We start from the raw sequence: 23,125 nt of genomic DNA, 5'->3' as shown, positions 1-23,125 counted from the left end.
ATCAGTCGAGCGCACGACGAGGAGAAAGGCCAGTGCAGCAGCGCCTCGAGAAGGAATGGGAGCTTTCCATCGACCCGGATACCGTGCGCCTGTTCATCCTGAAGGCCAAGGCGCTGAGCGCAGCCGTCAACGAGGACTACGACGACGGCGCCGAGCACGAGGTCGAGTTCGATGGCGACAGGCACGACAATCATCATCACGACGGCCTTGTCGAGGAGGCATCGGAAGACCTCACCGAGGAGGAATTCCGCGAGCTGATCAACGACCTCAACGTCGATGAAGCGGCCGAGCTGGTAGCGTTGGCCTGGGTGGGCCGCGGCGACTACGAAGCTTCCGAATGGGTCGACGCGGTGGCGGCCGCGCGCGAGCGCGCCAACAAGCGCACCGCAAAGTACCTGCTCGGACTGCCGCAGCTCGCCGATTGGCTGGAGGAAGGCCTGGAGGCGATCGGCGCGTAACGAACCGGTAACCGATTTTGATCGCAGCGCCGCAGCGTCCAAGGCAACCTTGCGATGCCGGGCCCGTTTCCGGCCGATGGCGAGGCTGAGCTTTTACGGATTTTGCAGACTGGCGCTGCCTTTGGCGGCGGGGATTTTGCTGGTCACGCCGGCCGATGCCAAGCATCGTCACAGGCAGCCGCTGACACCGCGCATGGAGCAGCCGTTGACGCAGCGGGCGGATCAACCACTGCGGCCGAGGAGCAAGCACCGCGTGAGACCGCGCGGCAAGCAGCAAGTCGCGCCAAAGCTGGCGCAACAGCAAACGCAGGACCAGCCGATCTTGCCCGCCGATGCTCTGGTGCCAGAACCACGGCCCGCGGAAGCGCAAAAGGCCGGCACCGCAACGCTGGAAGAGCAGAAGGCTGCCGGTCCAAAGGACGCTGACGCATCTGACCCGATCAATCAGGAAAAGTCTCGTGAGGGAAAGCGGCAGCATCCCGAGCCTTCGGCCACCGAGCCGTCAACCGACACGGAAGGCGAACCTGAGGCGCCGTCTGCGGTGCCGATTCCGACGCAACGACCCGACATCGCGGAACCGAAGCCGCCCGCTGCCGCACCGAAGCCACCTGAAAAGCCGGCTGATACCCACGACAACAAAATACTGCCCGATCCGCGCTCCGCTGAGCTGCCAGCCGACAAGATGCCGGCGGAGGAGGTTGCCTGCCGTGAGCGCCTCAAGACGCTCGGCGTCGAATTCGAGGAGCACAAGGCCGAGCACGACGCCGAGATCGGCTGCTCCATTCCCTATCCCATCGTCATGAAAACATTAGGAAAATCGATCAGTATAGGCGCCGGAGCCGAACTCAACTGCCAAATGGCGGAGGCTGCGGCACGATTTGCCGTCGAAGTCATCCAACCCGCCGCGAAGGCCGAATTTGGCGCCGATCTCAAATCGATCGGCCAGGCCTCCGCCTTTGTTTGCCGCCCGCGCAACGGTGGTGGAAAGCTTTCGGAGCACGCCTTCGGCAATGCGCTGGACATCGCGTCCTTCACACTCTCCGACGGCAGGACGATCGAGGTCGGCCCGGTGCCGCCCGAAAAAGATGCAAACTTCCTGAACACGATCCGCAAGGCCGCCTGCGGGCCGTTCAAGACGGTGCTCGGCCCAGGCAGCGATCCGGACCACGCGCTGCACTTCCACTTCGACCTCGAGCCGAGACGAAATGGCGGAACGTTCTGCCAATGAGTGGGTGCGAAGAACAGATGCCGCAATTCGGCCCCAGGCGTGAATGCCGGCGCTGATCTTTCCTTTACTCTTGCCGACTAGACTTGTGCCATCCGGGGACAGGATGCCTTTCGATGGCCGCAATATTTGGCGCCAGCCTCGCCTTGGCGCGACTAAGCACTCGTGCGCGCTCCGTTGCCGTCAGAATGACAACGGGGCTCGCAATCACAGCGGTCTCGGCCTGCACCACCGGCGATGTCTTTTCGCTGCAGCCGGCCGTCGACGTCGGCAGCCAGACCTCCGCCATGCCCGAGGCTCCGCAATATTCCGGCATGCAGAGGCTTGTTCCGTCCGATCCCTACCTGACCCAGGCAGCCTATCCGCGCATGGATGAGCCCTTGTCTTCGCCCGAGCAGATGCCGGCCGGCGAGATCGACTGCCGCAATGAACTGAAACGGCTTGGCGTCGTTTACCAGGACATCCAGCCTATCCACGAAGGCCAGTGCGGCATCGACTTCCCGGTGAAAGTTTCAGCCATCGGCAGCGTCGAGATGAAACCGGCAGCGACACTGACCTGCAACATGGCCGCGACCTTCGCCGCCTGGACCAGGAACGAGCTCGTGCCGGCAGCCCGCTGGCGCTATTTCTCCGGCGTCAGGGCGATCCACCAGGGCTCGAGCTATTCGTGCCGCAAGATCGCCGGCGAGGGCGTCTTGTCGGAGCACGGCAAGGGCAATGCGCTCGACGTCATGAGCATCGAGCTCAACAATGGCAACGACATCGACGTTCGCAAGCCTGGCCTGTTTGCGTTCCGCACCCGCGGCTTCCTCAACAATGTTCGCGCCGACGGCTGCCAATATTTCAACACGGTCCTCGGCCCGGGCTACAATTACGACCACCGCAACCACTTTCACTTCGACGTCAAGAATCGCAGGAACGGCTACCGCGCCTGCCGCTGACCTTCGGCCTACTGCCCAACCGGCCCAACACCGCATAGAGTGGCCGGGCACAGGCTTGGGAGTGGTCTCTCGTGGGTGAGCGAAGCCTTAGGCGACGCGCGGCGATCTGGCTGGCGGCTTTCTGTGCTTTCTATCTTGGCTTTGCCTACCTTGCCGCGCCGGAATTCTGGACCTGGCGGGAGCACGGCTTCCGCACGCAGCGCTTCGAGATGGTGACGCATACGCCGCAGGGCATTCCCGGCGACCCGATCAATGTCGGACTTGTCGGCACCGAGAAGGAGGTGGTCCACGCTTTTGCCGTGGCCGGCTGAGACACGGCCGACGCCGTCACGCTCAGGACAGCGATCGACATCGGCGAGAGCGTCCTGTTCTCCCGACCCTATCCCGATGCGCCGATCAGCCGCCTGCTGTTTGAAGGCCGCGCCCAGGACCTCGCTTTCGAAAAGCCCGTCGGCGACAGCGCCGACCGGCGCCACCACGTCCGCTTCTGGCAGACAAATACCGTCGGCGACGACGGCCGCCCGCTCTGGCTGGGCGCTGCCAGCTTCGACCGCGGCGTCGGCCTGAGCCACGACACCGGTGCCATCACCCATCATATCGGCCCGGACATCGACGCCGAGCGCAACTTGCTGATCGGCGACCTCAGCACCGCAGGCATGCTGATATCGACCGACGAGATCCCGGGGATCGGCGCGACGAAAAACGGCAGGAACGGCGGCGGCGATCCCTATTTCACCGACGGTATGGCGGTGGTTGGCGTGTTGAAGCGATTGCCCTAGCGCATCCGGCATTCTCGAAGCGGCAAACGGCGCAATTCGAAAAACGCCCAACCCGCTATTTTCGAATGCACCGCAGCAATGCTATTGACGCCGCATGCTATACGTCGAAATCGCCGTTGTGGCCGCCCTCATCCTGGTGAACGGCCTTTTGGCCATGTCGGAGCTGGCTATCGTCTCGTCGCGCCCGGCCCGCCTCAAGGCGATGATCGACCGCAATGTCAGGGGTGCCGGCCGCGCGCTGGCCCTCGGCTCCAACCCCGGCAAGTTTCTGTCCTCGGTGCAGATCGGCATCACCCTGGTCGGCGTCCTTTCCGGCGCCTTTTCCGGTGCCACGCTCGGCGAGCGACTGGCTCAATACTTGGCCTCGACCGGCATCCGCGAGAACATCGCCGACCCCATCGGCGTCGGCATTGTCGTCGCGGTCATCACCTACGCCTCGCTGATCGTCGGCGAGCTCGTGCCGAAGCAGATCGCGCTCAGGGATCCTGAGCGCGTCGCAGTCCGCGCCGCGCCGGCGATGACCATTCTCGCCAAGGTATCGGCGCCGCTCGTCTTTCTGCTCGACATTTCCGGCCGCGCGGTTTTGTGGTTGCTCGGCCAGGCCGGCGAGGCGGAAGAGAAGGTCACGGACGAGGAGATCAAGATGCTGGTCGCCGAGGCCGAGCATCACGGCACCATCGAATCCGACGAGCGCCGCATGATCGCCGGCGTCATGCGCCTTGGCGACCGCGCCGTGCGCGCCGTGATGACGCCGCGCACCGAGGTCGACTGGATCAACCTGCAATCCGACGAGGCGGCCATCAAGCGGCTTCTGATGGAGAGCCAGCATTCGCGCCTGCCTGCGGGCGACGGCAATGTCGATGCCATGATAGGGGTCATCCAGACGCGCGACGTGCTGGCCGCCCTTCTTGCCGGCAGGGTGTTGGATCCGCGCCAGCATGTGCGCACCGCGCCAATCGTCCATGATCAGGCCGACGCACTCGACGTGCTGCAAAGGCTGCGGGAATCGGACGTCCCCATGGCGCTCGTCCATGACGAATACGGCCATTTCGAAGGCATCGTCACGCCGGCCGACATCCTGGAAGCGATCACCGGCGTCTTCCGCTCGGACCTCGACGCCGGCGAGGAAGAGAACGCGGTCAAACGCGAGGACGGCTCATGGCTGCTTGCCGGCTACATGCAGGCTGACGAGATGGCCGAGGTGCTGGGCATCGACTTGCCGGAGAACCGCGACTACGAGACGGTGGCCGGCTATGTGCTGTCGCATCTGCACCACCTTCCCGCTACCGGCGAATGCGTGGACGCGCAAGGCTGGCGCTTCGAGGTGGTCGACCTCGACGGCCGGCGTATCGACAAGCTGATCGCCACCCGCCTGCCCGACGGCCACCGTCCGATGGCGCGCCGATAGCGAGCCTGGATCTGCCGGGTTTTCCCAACGTCCATTCAGGCCAGTTCCTTGCGAAGAAAGACGCGGGCCTGCCCATCGAACCCGAACGGAACGCGGCCGAACTCCACATAACCGTGGCGGATGTAGAATCCAGGCGCCTGAAAGCTGCCTGTCTCCACGACGGCGCGTCTGCAGCCCCGCGCCTTTGCCTCTTCTTCGACGGCGGCGAGCAGCTGCCCCCCGTAAGACAGACCGCGCAAATGCGCGGGCACGAAAAACATGTCCAAGAACAGAAGACCGAATTCGGTCCTTCCCCATAGGCCGCCCAAAGCTTTGCCCGAGCCATCACACAATATGGCACCTATGGGAATGCGGTCGTCCGTCCCTGTGATGGCGACGTTATAGCGGTAGAGCGCCGCGGCGGCCTCGGCTTTCGCGGCTTCGTCCGCAGACAGGATAATCGGGAATTCTTGAGTCATGCGGATTTGCACCTGCCCTGAACATGGCGAAAACGGATGAACTTCCAGCTTCGGCCGGCGTTCCGGAGAATGCTCGTCAACCTCTTCGTGTTCGGAACCTTGAAGAGAGGGTTTCCTCTTCACAAGGCGGGTTTGTCCGGGGCCGCGTGCATCGGTGCCTGCAGGACCCGTGAGCGTTTCCCGATGCTGATTGCCGGACCTCGCTTCGCTCCGATGATGTTCAATGAACCGGGTCTCGGCTTCCACGTCAGGGGCGAGCTCTACGCGGTCGACGACCGGGCCCTGGCCGGGCTTGACCGGATCGAATCCGTTGGCAAGCCCGGCAACCTGCGCGTCCCGATCGAGGTTGAGCCCATTGAAGGCGGTCCGCATGTCCTGGCGCAGGCTTACATGAAATCCCGCCGTCTCGCGGATCCCGTCCATTCGGGATATCTGGATTTCTACGACGATCGGCGTTTCAAACTTCACGCGAACGCCTAAGGCTGCGCCCGAAGGATGCCCAATTGAGATCCGACTTTCTCCAGTATGTCTGACATAAAAGCGGCAACAGAGCGAAATCCTTGAGCGATCCTCTGTCGAACGACCGAGGCTTCCGCAAATAAAAGGGGCGGCGCAAGCGCCGCCCTTAGATGATATTTTGGGAGGATGAAGCGGCTTAAGCCGCCTGGGCTTCACTGGCGATCGCGTCGGCGGCGCGCGCCGCCTTCAGCACCTTCGCCCACCAGGCAACGTCATTGATGAGCGCCGCCGCCGCCTGGTTCAGATGTTCGATCTCTTCCAGCTTCTTGTCGCCCTGGCGGACCGCAAGGAAATCGCCCCAGGCGATGTGCACTGCCGACTTGACCGGCGCCATTTGTAGCTCGACGGCGATCAGGCGAAGCTGCTCGACGGCGCGCGCGCCGCCGACGCTGCCATAGCCGACGAAACCAGCCGGCTTCTTGTTCCATTCATTGGCGGCGTAATCGATGGCGTTCTTCAAGACGGCGGTCGGCGCGTGATTGTATTCGGCCGCGGTGAAGATGAAGCCGTCGAACTCGGCGACCTTCTTCTGCCAGCGCTGCGCCACCTCGTTCTGCGACGGCGCCCAGGCCGAGGATGCGACCTCATCGAAGAACGGCAGCGGCCAGTCGCGCAAATCAACGACTTCGACGTCGATATCGGCATGCGTCTTGGCAATCTTGGCGATCCACTGCGTCGGGACGTCGGCGAAGCGGGCGGCGCGCGTCGAACCGACGACAATGGCGATTTTGGGTTTGGACATAAGCGGGCTCTCCTTGCGGGGGAATTTCGGTATCGTTTGGATACCGGCGCTATATGTGATACTGACAAAGTGGCGCGCAAGGAGGCACATTTTTGTTACCGAGGCACCCGTACAACACTGAGGACTGCCGGGCCGTATCGGAAATCCTGCAACGGGTCGGCGACAAATGGACCGTTCTGGTGGTCGGCAAGCTGGGCGGCGGACCGATGCGCTTCAATGAATTGCGCACGGCCGTCGGCGGCATCTCACAAAAGATGCTGACCATCACCTTGCGCGGTCTGGAGCGCGACGGCTTTGTCACGCGCAAGGTTTTCCCGACCATTCCGCCGCGCGTCGATTACGAGCTGACCGAGCTCGGCCACGAGTTGCTGGTGCCGGTTGGCGCGCTCGGCGAATGGGCACGAAAGAATACCAATCGAGTACGCGCGGCGCGCGCGAAATTCGATGGCGAGCATCCCTGAAGGCCTTGAAGCGCAACGTGTTGCGAGCATCGCTCCGCAGCGTTGCTGACTGCGCAAGGAGTCTGCAGTTGTGTCTTTTTGACTTGTCGTATTCGAGGGCACATCAACCTTGATGCCCGCCCGACCCTGACGGCTTTGGTCGCGCCTGAGAGGAGCACTCAGGCTTTTGACGTGGTACTGCCACGGGGCGCCAAGGAGCAGACTGCGCACATCGCTCCCTGACTCTGCTCCGCCCCGAAACCATGCACCCACGCGGTGCGCGGGAGCTCTTTTTTCACTTCTGCATAGGCAGTTATGCCGAGCAAGCAGGTAAGTGCGAGAAGGGCTGCCACGAGCCAGCCGTTCAGCATATGTTGACGCATTGTCTTTCCTCCAGCGGCACGCACCGTCGGGCGCGGAAGCAACCATCGGATGTCGCCGGACGCACGTCCCGCGCAAGAGTTGTTACAAATTTGCCTGGCCGGAAAAGCGTTCGCCGTCAGCTTTCGGCTGGGATCGGTTTCGGCTTGCCGTCGCCGTCGAGCGCCACCATGACGAAATCGGCATGGGTGACCTTCTCCATCAGGTCGGTGAGATAGCGCTGCGCCCAGGCCTCGACCTTGAGCGTCATCGAGGTGCGGCCGACGCGTTCAACATGGGTGTAGATGCAGAGCGTGTCGCCGATCTTCATCGGCTTGGCGAAGGACATCTCCTTGACCGCCGCCGTCACCACGCGACCCTTGGCGCGCTCGGCCGCGCGGATGCCGCAGGCTAGGTCCATCTGCGCCATCACCCAGCCGCCAAAAATGTCGCCGGCGGCATTGGCATCCGACGGCATGGCGAGCGTCCTCAATGTCAGGTCGCCGAGCGGCTTTCCGTCTGCGTAGTGCACCATGAGGGGTCCTCCAGCCGCTGCTTCCTGAAGCCGTACCAACGCCATCACGATGTCGCAAGCTTTGCTGAAGGCGAAAGCGGCGCCGCCGCCCGGTCGCTTTTTTCACAAGCCATGCCGGAAGCCCCGGCGACGACGTGAGCCGGCAATGTCTAGGGTAAGCCGGATCTCGGAGCCCGCCCGCGCATCATGCAGACTTATGATTTCATTATTGTCGGCTCCGGCTCGGCCGGTTCGGTAGTCGCGGAAAGGCTCTCGGCTTCCGGCCGCTTTTCGGTACTGGTGCTGGAGGCAGGCGGAACCGACCGCCGTTTCTATGTCCAGATGCCGCTCGGCTACGGGAAGACCTTCTTCGATCCGGCCGTCAACTGGAACTACAAGGCCGATCCCGATCCTGGCCTCGGCAACAATGTCGACCACTGGCCGCGCGGCAAGCTGCTCGGCGGCTCGAGCTCGATCAACGCCATGGTCTTCATTCGCGGCGCGCGCGAGGACTTCGATGCCTGGGCCGCCGCCGGCAATGCGGGCTGGAGCTTTGACGACCTGCTCCCCGCTTTCAAAGCGTTGGAGGACAACGAGGCCGGCGCCGACCAATGGCGCGGGGTCGGCGGCCCCTTGCACATCACCGATTGCTCGAATGCGGTGCATCCGCTGACCAAGCGCTATCTGGCGGCCGCCCAGCAGGCCGGACTGCCGTTAAATCCGGATTTTAACGGCGCCTCCCAGGAGGGCGTCGGCGTCTACCAGATCACCACCAGGAACGGCCGCCGCATGTCCGCCGCCCGCGCCTTCCTGCGCCCGGCGATGAAGCGCAACAATGTGCGCGTCGAGACCAACGCGCTGGCGACGAAAATCCTGTTCGAGGGCAAGCGCGCCGTCGGCGTCGAGTACCAGCAAAACGGCGAAACCAAGAGGGTCCGCGCGGGCCGCGAGGTGATCCTCTCCGGCGGCTCGGTCAACTCGCCGCAACTGCTGCAGCTCTCTGGTGTGGGCCCGTCGGCGCTGCTCGGCGATCTCGGCATCCCGGTCGTCCACGCCAACGACAATGTCGGGGCCAACCTGCAAGACCATGTCGGCATCAACTACACCTTCAAGGGCAAGCTGCCGACGCTGAACCAGATCCTGCGGCCATGGTGGGGCAAGCTGCTGGTGGGCATGCAGTACATCCTGCTGCGTTCCGGTCCGCTGTCGTTGTCGATGAACAATGCCGGCGGTTTCTTCCGCACCGACCCGTCGATGGCGCGGCCGAACATGCAGCTCTATTTCCAGGCCTTCTCGACCGTCATCCCCAAGAGCGGCGAGCGCCCGATCCTGACGCCCGATCCGTGGCCGGGCTTCTCCATCGGCCTTTCCAATTGCCGGCCGTCGAGTCGCGGCGAGATCATGATCCGCTCGAAGGATCCGCGCGACTATCCGAAGATCACGGCGAACGCCTATTCGACCAACGCCGATGTCGACGAGATGCTGGCGGCGGTGAAGTTCGTGCGCAAGATCGCCTCGATGCCGGCGATGGCCGAGATCATCGAGGAAGAAGTTTTGCCTGGTCCGTCAATTACTTCCGATGCCGATCTGATTCAGGATTTCAGGAAGCGCTCGGGCACCGTCTACCATCCCGTCTCGACCTGTCGCATGGGTCCGGACGCTTCGCGCGCCGTCGTCGATCCCCGGCTTCGGGTGCATGGGCTCGAGGGCTTGCGTGTGATCGACGCATCGATCTTTCCCGACAACATCACGGGCAACACCAACGCCGCCGCAATCCTCACCGGATGGAAAGGCGCCGAGCGGGTTCTGGAGGATCAGAAATGAAAGTCACCGACGTCAAGACCTGGGTTGTCGGCAACCCGCCGCCCGGCATCGGCGGCAAGTATTTCATCTTCGTCAAGCTCACCACCGATGGCGGCGTGGTCGGCTATGGCGAGGCCTACAACGCCACCTTCTCGGCGCATGTCACTGCCAAGATGATCGAGGATATGGCCGAGCGCTACCTCATCGGCCGCGATCCGCACGATATCGAGAACCTCTTCCGCCGCGTCTATTCCTCTGGCTTCACCCAGCGTCCCGACGTTTCGGGGATGGGCTGCTTTTCGGCACTCGAAATGGCCTGCTGGGACATCATCGGCAAGGAGGCCGGCAAGCCGGCCTACAAGCTGCTCGGCGGCCAGGTGCACGAGACGCTGCGCTCCTACACCTATCTCTATCCGCACACCGGCAGCGTCCATTCGGAAGACGCCCGCGGCCAGAACGTCTACAACGATCCCGACATGGCCGCGGCCTGCGCTCTGGAATATGTCGAGCAGGGATTTAACGCCGTCAAGCTCGACCCGGCCGGGCCTTACACGGCCTATGACGGCCATCAGCCGCGCCTGATCGACATCGACCTCTCGGCGCGCATGATCAAGGCGATCCGCGAGGCGGTAGGCACCAGGGCGGACATCCTGTTCGGAACCCATGGCCAGTTCACCGCCTCCGGTGCGCTTCGTATGGCCCGTGCAATCGAGCCCTACGATCCGCTGTGGTTCGAGGAGCCGGTGCCGCCGGACATGCCCGAGGTGATGGCGCAGGTCGCTCGCGGCACCTCGATTCCTATCGCCACCGGCGAGCGGCTGACGACAAAATTCGAATTCGCGCGCGTCATCGAGAACCGCGCCGCGACCATCCTGCAGCCGGATCTCGGCCGCTCCGGCGGCATTCTCGAAACCAAGAAGATCGCCGCCATGGCCGAGGCCTACCACATCCAGGTGGCGCCGCATTGCTATTGCGGGCCGATCGTCGGCGCCGCCAACATCCAGCTTGCGGTGACTCTGCCCAACTTCCTCATCCTGGAATCGTTGAAGCAGTGGGACGGTTTTCACGCCACGCTGCTCAAGAAGAAGATCGAATGGCAGGATGGCCACGTCATCCCATCGAAGGAGCCAGGCCTCGGTGTCGAGCTCAACGAGGAAGTCTGCGAGGCGCACCCCTATAGCGGCAAGGACCTGCATCTGCAGATGATGCAGACGCCGCTGATGCCGTGACGGCGCGCCTCGCCTACGCCTTCATCGGCCTTGGTCATCTCGGCGGCAACCTTGCCGCCAGCCTGCTGCGCCACGGCTTCGCTGTTGCCGTTTTCGACCGTGACCCAGCGGCGGTTGCGCGTTTGGTCGCGCTCGGCGCAACGGCGGCGGCGAGCCCGGCCGATGCCGCGACCCGCGCCGGCAATGCGATCACCTGCCTGCCCTCGCCGAAAGTGAGCGAAGCTGTGCTCGCCGGTTCTGACGGATTGCTGGACGGCCTGGCCGCCGGCGGCACCTGGATCGAAATGTCGACCAATGGCCGTGACGAGATCCTGCGGCTGGCCGCACTTGCTTCGGCGAAAGGTATCGAGACGCTGGAATGTCCGGTCACCGGCGGCGTGCACCTGGCGGCGGCAGGAAAGATCACCGCGCTGGTCGGCGGGGACGCCGCGCTCTACGAGCGCCACCGGCCGGCGATTCAGGCAATGTGCGCCAAATCGTTCCTGATGGGACCGGTCGGCTCGGGGGCGGTGATCAAGGTCATCACCAACATGCTGGCCTTCATCCATCTGGTCGCCGCCGGCGAGGCATTGATGCTCGCCAACCAGGGCGGGCTCGACCTCGCCCAGGCCTATCACGCCATCGTCGCGTCTTCCGGCAACAGCTTCGTCCACGAGACCGAAAGCCAGCTCATCCTGAACGGCTCCTACGACATCGGCTTCACCATGGACCTGGCTTTGAAGGATCTCGGTTTCGCGTTGGGCATGGCCAGGGATTTTCGCGTGCCGCTGCAACTGGCACCACTCGTCAACCAGATTTTCGAGGTCGGCACGCAGAAGTATGGCGGTGGCGCCTGGTCGACCCAGATCGTCAAGCTTCTGGAGGATGCGGTCGGCACGGAGCTTCGCGCGCCAGGCTTCCCGGCCAAGCTTGAACTGTAATCCTCCAAAACTTTAGCCAGCTATTTCAATCGCCTAATCACACCGGCGGAATCAAACCTTCAGGCAGGCGATTCAACACCTGAGCGTCAATGCGCCGGGCAATATCTCGAAAGTTGCCGGAATCCGACCTGGCGACTCGCCGTCTATGTCGACTAGCGCTCCGTTCTTCTCAACGTCGCCTAGCGGTTCGACCAGCACCTTGCGACCGCGCAGGATGGTGATCGCCGGATGGTTGCGGTGGCGCCCGCCATAGAGGAGACGGATGTCGCGGATCAGCCCAAGCTTGCCGGCGGCGCGCAGGATGACGACATCGAACTGGCCGTCGGACAGATCGGCGTCCGGCGCAATCATCATGCCGCCACCGAAGAATTTCCCGTTGGCTACCGCCACCAGCGCCATGCGCGCCTCGACCGGCTCGCCGTCGTCTATGGTGATCCTGACCTCCTGGAAGCGATAGCGGATGAATTCCAGCACTGTGCGCCAGAAGAAAAGCGCTTTGGCCGAGACCCTGCCCTTGCGCTTGTCCGCATTGACCGCGCGATCGGTGGCGCCGGAGAGGCCGAGGCTGGCGATGTTGATGAAGTGACGGCTGGCGAGCGCGCCGTGGTCGTCGATGTAGCAGACGCGGCCGGCATCGACCTTGCGCGCGCCGGCGCCGGCGATACGCGCCAGTGCTTCCTCGATTTCGTCGGGCAGGCCGAGCCCTCTGGCGAAATCGATACCGGTGCCGCAGGGCAAAAGGCCGAGCGCGCTGGTCCGGCCGGTCTCATGCTCTGCCTGCAGCAGCCCGTCCGCCACCTCGCTGGCGGTGCCGTCGCCGCCGGCCGCGATCACCAGATCGCACCCGCTGGCCGCGAGGTCGATTGCCAATCGCTCGGCGTCGCCGCTGGTCTGCGTCTCGCGCAGCTCGAAATCGCCGAAATGCCTCTTGAGCGATGCGGCGGCTTCGGACCAATGCCGCTTGAGCTTGCCCCCTCCCGCTATCGGATTGAGAACCACCCCGACCTTCAACCTGATCTCCCCCGAGGCATATTGCGTGGAAGCGCAAGGCGACTCGGCTGATGCAGCGCCACAGCACTTTGCCGGCATTCAAACGCGGGCCGACTGGCGGGGCAAGGCTCATCGTCGAAAGGACCGCGGAAAATGGGGACAGGCTGTCTAAGGCGTTCGGCCCGCAAATTCCGAGACTTGTCGCATCGGTCCCCGATAATCCCGCTATCCACAGGTCCGCGTCTATTCCGCAAATTCCTTACCCGGCATACATTGAACCCATCTCAGGCGGCTACCGAACGCCCCGGCCGAAAGGCAGAAGCGCAAGGCGGATTTCCTGAGGCCCGTACGGCCCAGAACGAGAGCAGGTTCGCCTGCTGGAGGGACGGATGCCGAGACCTACGGGTGCCGCGGAAAGCGTGCGAACGCCGACGGCGGACCGATGCTGCCATGAAGGCGGGTGAAACCTTCGATGGTGCGCCGGCAAAGCCTGCAAGGGTGGAGATCGGCGTGGTCTGGAACGGACGCTGCCTTCGGGTGGCGACTGGCAGGACCGTCAAAATCAAGGCCGGCCTGGCGCGACGACTTTACGGAAGTTGCTGCCGTAACCGGTTCCTGATCTGACAGGGAGGCGCTGGGAGCAATCCCAGCGCCGACTTCTTTTGGGCTGCCCCTTCACCGGCCCTTTTCCCAGCGTCCTGCACCGCCCCAGCATCTGCCACTGATGCTTCCCCGCCACAGTCGCAAGCCAAGCAACGCGCCGACACGCTGAATTCACAATCGCGGCCAAATCCCGCCTTGTTCCCCGGCGATTGATCGCCTGGGAACGAAGTTCAAAGGGACAAGACCGTGATCAAGACCGCCCTTGTCGCCATGACCATTGTCGGCTGCGACTGCGACGCCAAGCTCTGCGAGTATATCGGCGAGACTCCCGCCAAATGGGCGACGATTGCCGACTGCGAAGCGGCGATGAAGAGCCAGATGCTGCATCAGCGCAATTTCAATTATCCGCTGGTTTCCGGCATCTGCCGCACCAAAGGGTCGGCATCGACTTCGGAGCTCGCAGCCAAAGCGTCGAGGCCGGAGCTGAGGCCGCCGAACAGCGTCGTCGAACCCATTGCCCCATTGCCGCCCGAGCTCAGCCGTCGGCCGAGCGTTCCGGTCGGCACGACGGTGACGGCGAGCGAGACGGAAGCCGCGCGGCCTGTTGCCTTCGAGGCCGCGGTCGACGGCGGCAGCGCCGTGCTCTATCGCACCAAGGCTGGTTATGCCGTGGTCAAGACCGATCTCGGCCGCGCGGCCAACGCGACGGTGGACATGGCAAAGCGATCGGCGAACTGGCTGGCGGGACTGGTGCCGAGCGGGCTGTAATCCAGCACCGGAAGCGCACGAAACCGGTATTCCAGGCACTTGAATATCAGCGCGCCTTACAGTTTGACCTTCAGCGTCTGCCAGAATTTGTCGATCATCGGTTGCTCGGTTGCGGTGTCCTGATCGCCGATGCGCGTGATGAACAGCAGCCCCTGATCGGCAAGACCGAAGCCGACGATCTCGAAATCGGCCTTGTCGGTACGCGTCTTCACGGTTGTCTTGATGCCGGTCAACTGCTTGCCGTCGGCGAGCTTGCGGGTCGTCGGCTCCTGTATCAGCGTGCCGCCCGCCTGAACCGACTCCTTGGTCATCTCTTGCAGCATCAGCTGATTGAGCGACACCGGATTCATCTTGCCGTATTCCTGCACCACGACGACGGTGCCGAGGGCCGAGGCAGCGAGGTATTGGGTGATGCTCTCGCTGAGATCCGTCTTGGTGACGGAAATGCTGCTCGGATGAACAAAGGAAAACCTGCCGCCGGAGAAAGTGTCGAAGTCGTTGCGGTCGAGCCGCACCCTGGCCCTCTTACCGCCGGGCAAGGTCACGTCTGCATCCTCGCCGGGATCATCGCCGTGGCACCAAGTTTCATTCGCATGTCCGGTCCTCTCCGGCGCTCGGCGCTTTCGACTCTTTGACGACCGAGAGCGCTTCCGTTCCCGTTACCATCCGCTCGTGACGGATAGACTGACCACCCGGCAAAAACCATAGGGGTACCGGAACGCTGCAGACGAAGGCCGCCGCTGGCGCGTCGGAACAATGCAGTGCCTGATTGATAATGCCGGCACGATGCGGGAAGATGAGCGCCTACCTGGAGTTGGGGGGCTTCATGACCTTTGCCGTTCGCGCCACACTAAGCTTGTTACTGGCACTCGCGCCCTTGCCTGTTCGAGCGCAGGACACCGATCAGGGTGACGACAAAACGGTGATGGTAGCCCCGGACGATGCCGAAATGGCGGCGGCGATTGCAAAGGCACGATCCAGCCTGGACGACTTCCTGGCTTTGTCCGACGCGCCGCCGCCGGGAACCGGCAGGTTCAAGCTGAAGGTCATGGTGGTCGACGGACATGCGACGGAGCATTTCTGGGTCATCCCCTTCAAGCGGACCGCCACCGGCTTTGTCGGCATATTGGCGAACGAGCCTAAACTCGTCCGCAACGTGGTATTCGGCCAGAACATCGAATTCTCCAAGGACGATATCTCCGACTGGGGATACACCAGGGACGGCCATCAGGTCGGCAGCTTCACCGTCTGCGTGATGTTCAAGAAAATGTCCAAGGAAGAAGCGGATTACATGCGCACCCAATACGGCTTCGACTGCTGAACTGCATCCAAGGCATTACAGCTGCCTTTGCGGCAAGCTCGCCGCGGCCAGTCGGCCCGGTCAGCAGTCGGCTGTCAGCCGGAAAAGATCGCGCTCAGGCGTTCGGTAACCTTCCGCTTCAACAATTCCTCCTTCAGCGCCTCCACCGGCACCAGCTGCTCATGGCCGGCTTTGGCGAGGCGCATGAAGAAATGCAGTTTGTAAGCGGCAATCTTGCCTCGCGCGGCTGCGTCCGTGCGGACGTCGACGACCAGGATCGAACCGATGCGGCCGGGCCATGGCTGCCTGGCAAAAGCCGTGCCGAGGAAGTCGCCAAGACCGTAGGCGACGAGCGCATCGCCGATGCGCTCGAGCGGCTGTACGACATGGGCGTGGTGGCCGGCAATCAGCCGGACGCCGCGACCCGCCAGCCGTCGCGCCAATGCCCGCGTCGCAGGTCTCGGAAAATGTCGGAACTCCCAGTCCCAATGCGGCACCGCACAGAGCAAGTCGACGTCCGCGAGGATCCCGAGCGGCCATTCGGCCGGATCGCCCGCCATGGAAATCCGCGCCCGAAATTCGGCCTCGTCAGCGTTGCGCCAAAGCGTGAACGCGGCGAAGCCGATCGTCAGCGACCCGGCGGCCTGGTGTTGGACCGGGCCGCCGGCCGCGGTGCCGATGGTGCGGATGCCGAGCCGCTTCAGCGCCGCGACCGTCTCGTCGAAGCCGGCAACGCCCTGGTCGAGGATATGATTGTTGGCGAGCGACAGCACGAGCCTGTCACGGGCAATGCCGACGCCTGCCAGCGCATCCGCCAGGAAGCGTTCGCTCATCGCGTGATGCGTGCCAAGCCGCGTGCCCGCCACCGCGCTCGGCCGCTCGACGATCGGGCTTTCGCAATTGCCGACCACGAGATCGGCCGAAGCGAGCAGCGCCGCGATCGCAGGGTCGCATTCCGGCACCCGGCGATTGGCGACCGCCGACAGGTCGCCGATGAAGGCAAGCCGCACAGTTTGCGTTGGCCCCGGCACCATCAGCGTCGCTGCTGCCGCCGCGAAACCGTTTCTGTCGCCGCCTAGCGACGGCTTCAGAAAACGCGGCAGCCACGACAATTTGTAGGAAAGCGGATAATTCGACACGCGATGCCCAACCGTTTGCCATCGTGTGTAGACCGTCTGCGCGCCAGGAGAAAGCAGCAGGCGAAGCGCCGCAAATCCGTGTATTGTGGCTGGCGGGATTGGGACGGGAGGATCCATCGTGAAGCGACTGTCGGGCCTTGTGGCACTCACACTCTTGCTGCTCCTGCCCTTTGCTTACGCCAAAGCGGCTAGCCCCGACCCTGCCGCCTTGTTCGAGGCGAAAACCGTTTCCGAGCGGAACAGAGCCCTGGCGGCACTGGAGGCGGCGGCACCGAGCGATCCGGCATCGGCCTATGCCGCCGGCGCCGGCGAATTCTTTACCGCGCTGGAAATCCTGGCCAGCGGTCTGCATCGGCACGGTTTCGAGAGCCCGCAATCCTTCATGCTACCGCTGATGCGGCTGCCCGTGCCGGACAATCCCAGTCCCGAGCCGCTTACCTATGAAAAGTTCCGCGCCATCCTGATCGCTTTCCGCGACCGTCTGGAGAAATCCGCCGCCACGCTGGGCTCGGTGCCCGCCGATGCCGATATCGGCATGGTGGTCGACCTCGCTCATGCCGGTATCGATCTCAACGAGGACGGCAACATCGCGCCGGACGAAAGCATCGCCGCGATCATGGCCTCGCTCTCACGCGGCGTCGACGCGAGCGATGCCGCCCCTTCGCTTGCCTTCCGCTTCGACCGCGCCGACGGTTTCTGGCTGCAAGGTTACGCCGAGTTCCTGATGGCGCAGGCCGATTTCTGGCTGGCGCATGATTTCAGAGCCATGTTCGACGGCTCTTTCCACATGCTGTTTCCGCACGCGAAACTGCCGCTGCAGGACGCGCTGGTCCCGCCGGATGGCGGCATGAGCGGCAGCATCTTCGCCTCGGAATGGCGCTTTGCCGACTTCATCTCGCTGGTGCATCTCGTCAACTGGCCGGTGATCGAGCCGGAGCGCCGGAAGGCGGCGCGCCGTCACCTGCTGGAGATGATCCGGCTTTCGCGCGAGGACTGGAAAGCGATACTCGCCGAAACCGACAATGACCGCGAATGGCTGCCGGGACCGCAGCAGAAGGGCGTCAACCCGCTCACCGGCCTCGAGGTCGGCGAGGCGCAAGTGAAGGCATGGCTTGCCGCCCTGACCATGGCAGAGGACCTTCTTGAAGGCCGCGTGCTGCTGCCGCATTTTCGCATCATCGGCAAAGGCATCAACATGAAGCGCTTCTTCGACGAGCCGAAACCTTTCGACCTCGTCCTGTCGATCACCGGCCCGGCCATCGCGCCCTATCTCGAAAGTGGAAAAATCCTCACCAGCGACGATTTCAATCAGATTCAGCGCGAGTTCGGCGGCGCCGGCTTCCTGATATTCGCGCTGTGGTTCAACTGAAACGAAACAGCGCGTGCGACATGCCTCCTGACAGCCTTCTGTCAGTAGGCTCGGCAGCGCGCACCCGCCATTTCACTCCGCTCTTTCCATTTCGGCCGAGTCCTCCCATATTCGGGCCATGGCCAAACGCACCGACAAGAAAACGCCCTCGCCGGCGCAAGAGGGCGCGCCGAAACGGCGCAGTCCGCTGACCGAATTCCTCGACGCCGCCGAGCCCCTGGAGCGCGGCGGCTTCGCCGAAGCACCGCAAAGCGAGTTCTCCGGCGCGCCTCTCACCGGCTCGATCTCCGATTGGGCCGGGCAGATCGAGCGCGAGGCGCAAAAGCAGCCGAAGGCTAAAGCGCCGAAGAAGGTCCCCGAGCGCTCTGCTGCGCCCGGGCGCACGGCGCGCGGCACCTCGATGGGCGGCGCGGCATCGGCGAAAGAACGCGCCGCCGCCGGCCTCAACCCGGTGGCCGGCCTCGACATCAGCCTGGAGGACGCCGAGCAGGTTTCCTCGAGCGGTGTGACCGCGACCGTCGCCGCGCTGTCGAAACTCATCGAATCCGGCAATCCGCTGCACAAGGATGGCCAGCTTTGGACGCCGCACCGGCCTGCCCGGCCGGAAAAATCGGAAGGCGGCATCGCCATCAAGATGGTCTCGGATTTCGAGCCCGCCGGCGACCAGCCGACCGCCATCAAGGACCTTGTCGAGGGGGTCGAGCAGAGCGACCGCACACAGGTGCTGCTCGGCGTGACCGGCTCGGGCAAGACCTTCACCATGGCCAAGGTGATTGAGGAGACGCAGCGCCCTGCCCTGATCCTGGCGCCGAACAAGACGCTGGCCGCGCAGCTCTACGCCGAGTTCAAGAAATTCTTCCCCGAAAACGCGGTCGAGTATTTCGTCTCCTATTACGACTACTACCAGCCGGAAGCCTACGTCCCGCGCACCGACACCTATATCGAGAAGGAATCCTCGATCAACGAGCAGATCGATCGCATGCGCCACTCGGCGACGCGCTCGCTGCTGGAGCGTGATGACGTCATTATCGTCGCCTCGGTCTCCTGCATCTACGGTATCGGCTCGGTCGAGACCTATACGGCGATGACCTTCCAGATGCAGGTCGGTGACCGGCTGGACCAGCGCGCCTTGCTCGCCGACCTCGTCGCCCAGCAATACAAGCGCCAGGACATCAACTTCGTGCGCGGCTCGTTCCGCGTCCGCGGCGACACGATCGAGATCTTTCCGGCCCACCTCGAAGACCGCGCCTGGCGCATCTCGATGTTCGGCGACGAGATCGAGGCGATCACCGAATTCGATCCGCTGACCGGCCAGAAGACCGGCGAGCTGAAGAGCGTCAAGATCTACGCCAATTCGCACTATGTGACGCCGCGGCCGACCTTGAATCAGGCTATCAAGTCGATCAAGGAAGAGCTGCAATACCGCCTGCAAGAGCTTGAAAAGGCTGGCCGTCTGCTTGAAGCGCAACGCCTCGAGCAGCGCACGCGCTTCGACCTCGAGATGCTCGAGGCGACCGGTTCCTGCGCCGGCATCGAGAATTATTCGCGCTATCTCACCGGTCGCCAGCCGGGCGAGCCGCCGCCGACCCTGTTCGAATATGTGCCGGACAATGCGCTGATCTTCATCGACGAGAGCCACGTCACAGTGCCGCAGATCGGCGGCATGTATCGCGGCGACTTCCGCCGCAAGGCGACGCTGGCCGAGTATGGCTTCCGCCTGCCCTCCTGCATGGACAACCGGCCTTTGCGCTTCGAGGAATGGGACGCCATGCGCCCGCTGTCGATCGCCGTCTCGGCGACGCCGGGCGGCTGGGAGCTCGACCAGTCCGGCGGCGTCTTCGCCGAGCAGGTCATCCGCCCGACCGGGCTGATCGACCCGCCGGTCGAGGTGCGCCCCGCCAAGAGCCAGGTGGACGATGTCGTCGGCGAAATCCGTGAGACGACCAGGCTGGGCTACCGTACGCTGGTCACGGTTCTCACCAAGCGCATGGCCGAAGACCTCACCGAATATCTGCATGAGAACGGCATTCGAGTCCGCTACATGCACTCCGATATCGACACGCTGGAGCGCATCGAGATCCTCCGCGACCTGCGCCTCGGCGCCTTCGACGTGCTGGTCGGCATTAACCTGCTCCGCGAAGGCCTCGACATTCCCGAATGCGGTTTCGTCGCCATCCTCGATGCCGACAAGGAAGGTTTCCTGCGTTCGGAAACCTCGCTGATCCAGACCATCGGCCGCGCCGCCCGCAACGTCGACGGCAAGGTCATCCTCTACGCCGACCAGATCACCGGCTCGATGGAACGGGCGATGGCGGAGACCAACCGCCGCCGCGAGAAGCAGATGGAGTGGAACGCGGCCAACGGCATCACGCCGGAATCGGTCAAGTCGCGCATCGCCGACATCCTCGACTCCGTCTACGAGAAGGATCACGTGCGCGCCGACATCTCGCAGTTCACCGACGATGCCGGCGCCATGATCGGCAACAATCTGAAAACCCATCTCGAGGCGCTGCACAAGCAGATGCGCGATGCCGCCGCCAATCTCGACTTCGAGAAGGCCGCCCGCATCCGCGACGAGATCAAGCGGCTGCGCGAAATGGAGCTGTCCATCTCGGACGATCCGCTCGCCCGCTACGCCGACATGGAAAGCCCGGTTTCCGGCCGCGAGAAAGGCAGGCACAACAAGGGACGTGCGGTGCACCGCACCGTCGATGACGACGGCAAGGGCCTGTTCCGCAAGCCGGATCTCGATGAGATGGGCGCGGACGGCGCGGTGCCGGTGAAGAAGCCTCTTTTCGCCAAGCCCTCGATCGACGACATGGGACCGGGCACCGATATGGCAACACCCGCTGGCGCGGTCTCGCGTTCGCTGTTCAAGAAGCAGTCGGCGCAGGAAGCGCATGGCTCCGACTTCGGCATCCCGGGCGATCGCACCGGGTCGCTGTTCCGCAAGAACTCGCTCGACGAGATGACGGTGCGCCGTACCGAAAAACCCGTCGAAGGAACGGTGCCTACGAAGCCACGGCCAATCTCCCCCCTTGTGGGGGAGATGTCCGGCAGGACAGAGGGGGGCGCGAAGGAACGCGACGATAAACCCATCGTCCGCCAGCGCTCTGGCATCGGCTCTTACGAAGACCCAGCCGATGAGCGCCGTCAAAAGCGCCGGCCGAGCAAGACTGGGCGGCCGGGGCACTGATTTCTGAAGAGATTGATGTTGACATGCCGGCGGGACAGCGCTCTGTCCTGCCGGACATCTCCCCCACAATGGGCCCACAAGAGGGAGGTCGGCAGTTTCAGCGCTCCGCTCTGTCCTGCCGCCCCTTGCCATGTCCCCCTCCCGAGGTGTACCCAGTTTCCCAATTCGAACATCTGGAAAGGAGGGCTGCGTGTCTATCGATCACCACCGTCAGCGCGGCCCTGTCTGTGCCCTGCGAGCTTGCTTGCAGGGCTGACCAGGACGGTCCGGGAATTTTCCCCCGCTTCGATTTTTGGTCTGCCCTTCGTGGTGCCGCTGATCTCGGCCTGATGGCCTACCGGCGCACCGTCAAAGTGCATTGAGCCGGGCTCCGGCAAGACCAGAGAAATCGACATGGCCCTGATCAGCCTCAAATCCCTCGGCGTCACCATGAGTGCGCCGCTCTTCTCCAACCTCGACCTCATCATCGGTGCCGGCGACCGGCTGGGCATCGTCGCGGCGAACGGCCGTGGCAAATCCACCCTGCTCAGATGCCTGGCCGGCGAGCTGGACGCCACGAGCGGCGATATCACCCGGACGCGCGGCTTGCGCGTCGGCCATGTCGAGCAATCCGTCCCCGACGCGCTGCTCGACCGTAGCTTCCATCAGGTGGTTGCCGATGCCTTGCCGCCGGAGCAGCTTGGCAGCGAGCTTTGGCGCGTCGACGTGGTGCTGGATTCGCTCGATGTGCCTGAGGACATGCGCGACAGGCCGATGCGGGCCTTGAGCGGCGGCTGGCAAAGGCTGGCGCTGATCGCCCGCGTCTGGGTCACCGACCCGGACGTGCTTCTGCTCGACGAGCCGACCAACCATCTCGACCTGGCCAGGATCAGCCAATTGGAAACCTGGCTGAACGCGCTGCCACGCGATGTGCCGGTGATCATCGCCAGCCACGACCGCGCCTTTCTCGACACCACCACGAACCGCACGCTGTTCCTGCGCCCGGAAGAATCGCCGGTGTTTTCGCTGCCCTATTCGCGCGCCCGGCAGGCGCTCGACGAGGTCGACGCCTCGACGGCGCGGCGGTTCGAGCGCGACATGAAGGTCGCACAGCAGTTGCGCCGGCAGGCAGCCAAGCTCAACAACATCGGCATCAATTCCGGCAGCGACCTACTGACGGTCAAAACCAAGCAGCTCAGGGAGCGGGCCGAAAGGCTGGAAGATGCAGCCGTGGCAGCGCATCGCGAGCGTTCGGCCGGCGCGATCCGATTGGCCAACCGTGGCACCCACGCCAAGGTGCTGATCACGCTCGACGACCCGGCGGTCGAAACGCCCGACGGCACGCTGCTGTTCAGGACCGGCAAGCGCCATATCTGCCAAGGCGACCGCATCGTGCTGCTCGGCCGCAACGGTGTCGGCAAATCGCGCTTCATTGCGATGATCCGCGCCGCCATCGCCGAACCGGGGTCGGAAGAAAGCGTCAAGGTGACGCCGTCGACCGTGCTCGGCTACAGCGACCAGGCTCTGTCCGGCATCGGCGCCGACGCCACCCCGCTGGCGATGGTCTCGCGCCGCTTCGAGATCGGCGAGCAGCGCGCCCGCTCGCTTCTCGCCGGCGCCGGCGTCGCCATCGAGATCCAGGAGAAAAGGATTGCCGCGTTGTCGGGCGGACAGCGGTCGAGGCTGATGTTGCTGGTGCTGCGGCTCCTCAACCCCAATTTCTACCTCCTCGACGAGCCGACCAATCACCTCGACATTGACGGCCAGGAAGCGCTGGAGGACGAGTTGCTGAAGCATCAGGCAAGCTGCCTGCTCGCCTCGCACGACCGCTCCTTCATCCGCGCGATCGGCAACCGGTTCTGGCTGATCGAGAAGCGGCGGCTGACCGAAGTCGACAGTCCGGAAGGGTTCTTCCGCTCGGTGGCCGCGACGGAGCGCTGATAGCCACGACAAGGCCGGCCTATACGGGGGGCCGGCCTATACGG

General features: G+C 63.9%; 20 protein-coding genes and 1 pseudogene. 15 read left to right on the top strand and 6 right to left on the bottom strand.

All coding sequences use genetic code 11. From position 1 onward, the window contains the following. Positions 1-32: 32 nt before the first annotated feature. The 5 genes and pseudogenes from EOA49_RS01485 (at position 33) to EOA49_RS01465 (ending at position 4,811) form a co-directional block, all read left to right on the top strand. Complete coding sequence (locus tag EOA49_RS01485; protein WP_067326696.1) at positions 33-458, top strand: DUF3775 domain-containing protein; 426 nt, start codon at positions 33-35, stop codon at positions 456-458. A 193-nt stretch (positions 459-651) separates the two neighbouring features. Continuing rightward, positions 652-1,686, top strand: a complete 1,035-nt coding sequence (locus EOA49_RS01480) for an extensin family protein (RefSeq protein ID WP_095823561.1) — start codon at positions 652-654, stop codon at positions 1,684-1,686. A gap of 185 nt (positions 1,687-1,871) precedes the next feature. Next, on the top strand, positions 1,872-2,624 hold the full coding sequence (locus tag EOA49_RS01475) for an extensin family protein (protein WP_245299594.1): 753 nt from the start codon (positions 1,872-1,874) through the stop codon (positions 2,622-2,624). A 71-nt stretch (positions 2,625-2,695) separates the two neighbouring features. Next, a pseudogene (locus tag EOA49_RS01470) lies at positions 2,696-3,403 on the top strand (LssY C-terminal domain-containing protein). Between the two features lie 94 nt (positions 3,404-3,497). Continuing rightward, complete coding sequence (locus tag EOA49_RS01465; protein WP_127217375.1) at positions 3,498-4,811, top strand: hemolysin family protein; 1,314 nt, start codon at positions 3,498-3,500, stop codon at positions 4,809-4,811. Between the two features lie 35 nt (positions 4,812-4,846). On the opposite strand, the gene EOA49_RS33920 is transcribed toward EOA49_RS01465, so the two are convergent. Next, positions 4,847-5,269 (bottom strand): GNAT family N-acetyltransferase, encoded by a 423-nt coding sequence (locus tag EOA49_RS33920; protein ID WP_127239794.1) that lies wholly within the window; start codon positions 5,267-5,269, stop codon positions 4,847-4,849. A 36-nt stretch (positions 5,270-5,305) separates the two neighbouring features. Here EOA49_RS33920 and EOA49_RS01455 point away from each other — a divergent pair, with 36 nt between their 5' ends. Then, complete coding sequence (locus EOA49_RS01455; RefSeq protein ID WP_095801644.1) at positions 5,306-5,749, top strand: gamma-glutamylcyclotransferase family protein; 444 nt, start codon at positions 5,306-5,308, stop codon at positions 5,747-5,749. A gap of 175 nt (positions 5,750-5,924) precedes the next feature. Here the strand turns inward: EOA49_RS01455 and EOA49_RS01450 are convergent, their stop codons facing one another. After that, positions 5,925-6,530: an NADPH-dependent FMN reductase gene (locus EOA49_RS01450; RefSeq protein ID WP_067326641.1), complete on the bottom strand. Its 606-nt coding sequence runs from the start codon at positions 6,528-6,530 to the stop codon at positions 5,925-5,927. Positions 6,531-6,622: 92 nt separating this feature from the next. On the opposite strand from EOA49_RS01450, the gene EOA49_RS01445 reads away from it, so the two are divergent. Then, the gene (locus EOA49_RS01445; RefSeq protein ID WP_066994462.1) at positions 6,623-6,991 is read left to right on the top strand and encodes a helix-turn-helix domain-containing protein; all 369 of its coding nucleotides are present in this window, start codon (positions 6,623-6,625) and stop codon (positions 6,989-6,991) included. A 478-nt stretch (positions 6,992-7,469) separates the two neighbouring features. Here EOA49_RS01445 and EOA49_RS01435 read toward each other — a convergent pair whose 3' ends face one another. Then, complete coding sequence (locus tag EOA49_RS01435; RefSeq protein WP_067326635.1) at positions 7,470-7,865, bottom strand: acyl-CoA thioesterase; 396 nt, start codon at positions 7,863-7,865, stop codon at positions 7,470-7,472. Positions 7,866-8,051: 186 nt separating this feature from the next. Between EOA49_RS01435 and EOA49_RS01430 the strand changes: the two genes are divergently transcribed. From EOA49_RS01430 to EOA49_RS01420, 3 genes are read left to right on the top strand one after another with little or no spacing between them, the layout of a single operon-like run. Continuing rightward, complete coding sequence (locus tag EOA49_RS01430) at positions 8,052-9,668, top strand: GMC family oxidoreductase N-terminal domain-containing protein (protein ID WP_127239792.1); 1,617 nt, start codon at positions 8,052-8,054, stop codon at positions 9,666-9,668. Next, positions 9,665-10,876 (top strand): mandelate racemase/muconate lactonizing enzyme family protein, encoded by a 1,212-nt coding sequence (locus tag EOA49_RS01425; protein ID WP_127239791.1) that lies wholly within the window; start codon positions 9,665-9,667, stop codon positions 10,874-10,876. The genes EOA49_RS01430 and EOA49_RS01425 overlap by 4 nt, the downstream gene beginning before the upstream one ends. Further along, positions 10,873-11,796: an NAD(P)-dependent oxidoreductase gene (locus EOA49_RS01420; protein ID WP_127243004.1), complete on the top strand. Its 924-nt coding sequence runs from the start codon at positions 10,873-10,875 to the stop codon at positions 11,794-11,796. The genes EOA49_RS01425 and EOA49_RS01420 overlap by 4 nt, the downstream gene beginning before the upstream one ends. Before the next feature lie 72 nt (positions 11,797-11,868). Here the strand turns inward: EOA49_RS01420 and EOA49_RS01415 are convergent, their stop codons facing one another. Then, positions 11,869-12,807, bottom strand: coding sequence for a diacylglycerol kinase family protein (locus EOA49_RS01415; RefSeq protein WP_066994447.1), 939 nt, complete (start codon positions 12,805-12,807; stop codon positions 11,869-11,871). Positions 12,808-13,635: 828 nt separating this feature from the next. Here EOA49_RS01415 and EOA49_RS01410 point away from each other — a divergent pair. After that, complete coding sequence (locus tag EOA49_RS01410; protein ID WP_127239789.1) at positions 13,636-14,157, top strand: hypothetical protein; 522 nt, start codon at positions 13,636-13,638, stop codon at positions 14,155-14,157. A gap of 56 nt (positions 14,158-14,213) precedes the next feature. Here the strand turns inward: EOA49_RS01410 and EOA49_RS01405 are convergent, their stop codons facing one another. Next, positions 14,214-14,702: a hypothetical protein gene (locus EOA49_RS01405; RefSeq protein ID WP_245460476.1), complete on the bottom strand. Its 489-nt coding sequence runs from the start codon at positions 14,700-14,702 to the stop codon at positions 14,214-14,216. A 251-nt stretch (positions 14,703-14,953) separates the two neighbouring features. On the opposite strand from EOA49_RS01405, the gene EOA49_RS01400 reads away from it, so the two are divergent. Beyond that, on the top strand, positions 14,954-15,478 hold the full coding sequence (locus EOA49_RS01400) for a DUF2314 domain-containing protein (protein WP_348626854.1): 525 nt from the start codon (positions 14,954-14,956) through the stop codon (positions 15,476-15,478). 74 nt (positions 15,479-15,552) lie between these two features. Here EOA49_RS01400 and EOA49_RS01395 read toward each other — a convergent pair whose 3' ends face one another. Continuing rightward, a complete protein-coding gene (locus EOA49_RS01395) occupies positions 15,553-16,596 on the bottom strand; it encodes a CapA family protein (RefSeq protein ID WP_127239788.1) in 1,044 nt (347 codons plus the stop codon). 118 nt (positions 16,597-16,714) lie between these two features. Between EOA49_RS01395 and EOA49_RS01390 the strand changes: the two genes are divergently transcribed. The 3 genes from EOA49_RS01390 (at position 16,715) to EOA49_RS01380 (ending at position 23,081) form a co-directional block, all read left to right on the top strand. Beyond that, positions 16,715-17,965 (top strand): hypothetical protein, encoded by a 1,251-nt coding sequence (locus tag EOA49_RS01390; protein ID WP_127243002.1) that lies wholly within the window; start codon positions 16,715-16,717, stop codon positions 17,963-17,965. A 118-nt stretch (positions 17,966-18,083) separates the two neighbouring features. Then, entirely contained in the window at positions 18,084-21,161 is a 3,078-nt protein-coding gene (gene uvrB, locus EOA49_RS01385) for an excinuclease ABC subunit UvrB (protein ID WP_127243000.1), read from the top strand. 393 nt (positions 21,162-21,554) lie between these two features. After that, positions 21,555-23,081, top strand: a complete 1,527-nt coding sequence (locus EOA49_RS01380) for an ABC-F family ATP-binding cassette domain-containing protein (RefSeq protein WP_127240507.1) — start codon at positions 21,555-21,557, stop codon at positions 23,079-23,081. Positions 23,082-23,125: the final 44 nt, after the last annotated feature.

It is taken from the genome of Mesorhizobium sp. M1A.F.Ca.IN.020.04.1.1, assembly GCF_003997315.1.
GTDB lineage: Bacteria > Pseudomonadota > Alphaproteobacteria > Rhizobiales > Rhizobiaceae > Mesorhizobium.
This window is presented reverse-complemented; position numbering and strand designations above follow the sequence as displayed.